3 protein-coding genes and 1 pseudogene are annotated in these 2,697 nt (G+C 63.4%); 2 read left to right on the top strand and 2 right to left on the bottom strand.

Annotated features, from left to right (window positions below; genetic code table 11):
- Positions 1-667, top strand: a pseudogene (locus tag NKI16_RS33910) (hypothetical protein); the annotation flags it as partial.
- Between the two features lie 170 nt (positions 668-837).
- Here NKI16_RS33910 and NKI16_RS33905 read toward each other — a convergent pair.
- Both NKI16_RS33905 and NKI16_RS33900 read right to left on the bottom strand, forming a co-directional pair.
- Complete coding sequence (locus tag NKI16_RS33905) at positions 838-1,812, bottom strand: aldo/keto reductase (protein WP_023675602.1); 975 nt, start codon at positions 1,810-1,812, stop codon at positions 838-840.
- A 10-nt stretch (positions 1,813-1,822) separates the two neighbouring features.
- Positions 1,823-1,978 carry a YjiS-like domain-containing protein gene (locus NKI16_RS33900; protein WP_156937304.1) on the bottom strand — a complete coding sequence of 52 codons (156 nt, stop codon included), beginning with the start codon at positions 1,976-1,978 and terminating at the stop codon, positions 1,823-1,825.
- Positions 1,979-2,213: 235 nt separating this feature from the next.
- Here NKI16_RS33900 and NKI16_RS33895 point away from each other — a divergent pair.
- The coding region (locus tag NKI16_RS33895) for a LysR family transcriptional regulator (protein ID WP_352924798.1) at positions 2,214-2,697 on the top strand (484 nt) is incomplete at its 3' end.

Genomic DNA, 2,697 nt, shown 5'->3' with positions numbered 1-2,697 from the left:
CGCCGCCTCCGGCGCTACCACCAGCGATGGCAGTCATGGCAAGACCGCGCTGTCGCCCCTCCTCGCCAGCGACGGCAGTTCGACTGATACCGCCGCCTCCGGTGCCACCACCAGCGATGGCAGTCATGGCAAGACCGCGCTTTCTCACCTCCTCGCCAGCGATGGCAGTTCGACTGACACCACCCACGATAATGCCGGCGACAAGGTAAGCGAGGGCAGCAACGTTGACCGCATATTGGCCTCGTTGAGCCATTCTCTTTCGGCCGGCTCGGAACTTCTCCCGACCAACGATCCATCCGACAAGACGGCAACCAGCCTGATCCGCCACGGGTTCGCGCAAACCGTCCAGCCCGATGAAAGTGTCGGCGCCCAGGCAAAAAACGGCGCCGCCGCCGAGATCATGTCTGGCCACGGAGGCAACGATGCCTTCGACTTCAGCAAGCTTCAGGACAAGCTCCACCTCGATCAAGCCGCTCTTACCGAGCTTAAGTCGGGCGGGCTTTCATTGCATACTTCCCCTGCTGGTACGGCTACGGATGATGGTTCCCACCACATCATCTTTGACAGCTCAACCGGGTCGCTCTCTCTCGACAGCGACGCGGTCGGCGGCGCAGCTCAAGCGCAGCTCGCTACCCATCTCCCGTTGCAGCATCACTCTTTGATCTGAAAACCGGAGCGGCGGACCTTCAACTCGAGCGTGTCCGCCGCTCCGTCCGTGTTCAATTGCGCCACGGAAGCTTGACTAAGAAAAATGCGATATCGGCAGACATCAGAGAGATCGAAGTTGGTCGCATTATCGCCAATGCGAATTCCGGATTCACCACACCCTACGCAGTCTCAGGCAATTTTCAGCACGGCGTCGATCTCGGCCATCACCGTTGCCGGCAGCGGCCCTTTTTCCAGCGCACCGAGATTGTCCTCGACCTGCTCGGGCCGCGTGAAGCCGGGAACCGGCAAGGCGATTGCCGACTTGGCGAGTATCCAGCCGAGCGCGCCTTGCGCAAGCGTGCGTCCGCCCGAGGTGAGCAGGTCGCGGATTGCCGAGAGCCTTGACAGATAGTGCGGGTTGGCGGCGCCATCCCTGAAAAACACCATCCATTCGGCATTCCCGCCGCGCACATCGTTGGTGGGCAGCCGCATGGCCGGCGTGTATTTGCCGGTGAGCAGCCCCATTGCCAGCGGCAGCCGGCTGAACGAGACGAGGTTCTCGCGCGCCGCAACGGCCATCAGCTCGTTCGCCGGGGTAAACACATTGAAGTCGTTCTCTACGGCGACGAACCCCTCGCGCGGCGCGTAGGCGGCAAGCCGTTCGCGGTGATCGGTGCTCCAGCCGAAGCCGCCGATCTTGCCCTCTTGGCGCAACAGGCCGAGCGTATCGAACACCTCGCCGGCGCGCTCGATCGGATACTCGTTGATATGTAGCAGCACGACGTCGATACAATCCCGCTGCAGGCGCTGCCGCGAATTGTCGATCGATGTCCGGATTGCCGCGGCAGAGGCATCCTCGGGTGCGATCTTACGCGTTTCGGGATCGCCGAAATAGCCGACCTTGGTGACGATGACGGCTTCGTCCTTACCCCTCAACGCCCGCCCGAGGATCAGTTCGGCATTGCCGGCGCCGTAGGCGGCAGCCGTGTCGAACACCCGCGCGCCGATCTCATAAGCCATCGCCAGCGCGGCTTGCGACCTGATATCGTCGACCTCGCCATAGATTGTCGCCGTGTCACGCCAACGCGCGGGGCCACCCGCCGCCCAGGTGCCGATGCCGATGCGCGGTACCGAGCGGCCATCCCAAAGCATCATCATCTGCATGCCCGGCTCCTCAACGACGCAAGCTGGCGTGGCGGGCACGCTCGCGGATCTCTTCGCGAGAAATGCCGGCATCCGCCAGTGTGCTGTCCCGGGCCTGCCTCAAGCTCGCAAGCGTCTGGCGATAGGCAATCCAGCGGGCGAAACGGTATCGAAGTTCATCCAACATGATCGTCTCCTTTGGTACGCAGAATGCCTGCGCGCCTGGGTTGGTCGGAAGCGCAAAACCTCTGCGCGAATCGCATGCGCGATCGAAAGGGTTCAGTTCGCTTCTTGGCCAGCCGAGGCGCTTGTCCCTGTCCCGCCGGGCAGGATTGTCCAACGCCTCCAATGCCTGCATACTTGCGCACGATGCCCGCTTTGCGCTACAGCCACGGTCGCAAGGAGTTTTTCATTTCTGCAAAATGGATATCGGCTGGGACGATCTGAGGTTGTTTCTCGACGTTGCGCGGCTGGGTGGCTTGAGCGCAGCGACGGGAACAACGCGCCTCAGCGCAGCCACCCTTGGACGACGCGTCACCGCGCTCGAAAAGCAGATCGGCGAACCTCTATTCGTGCGCCAGCAGACCGGCTACCGGCTGACCCCGGTCGGCGAGGAACTGCTGCGGCGCGCCGAAGACGTCGAGGCGGCAATGCAGTCGCTGACCCGCTGGCGCGAGGGAAACCTGCCCGACCGCATTGTCCGCGTCTCGGCCGGGCCATGGACCTCGGCCTTCGTTTCCGCCCATATCGGCGAGATCTGGACGGTCGATGACGGCATAAGGGTAGAGCTTGTCACCACCACCGACCGGGTCGACATCGGCCGCCGTGCCGCCGACATCGGCATCCGCAGCGAGCGCCCGACCGAGCAGTGGCTGGCCGGCCGTCAGAGCGGCAAGGTCGCCCACG

It is taken from the genome of Mesorhizobium sp. M0698 (genome assembly GCF_040320455.1).
GTDB lineage: Bacteria > Pseudomonadota > Alphaproteobacteria > Rhizobiales > Rhizobiaceae > Mesorhizobium.
This window is presented reverse-complemented; position numbering and strand designations above follow the sequence as displayed.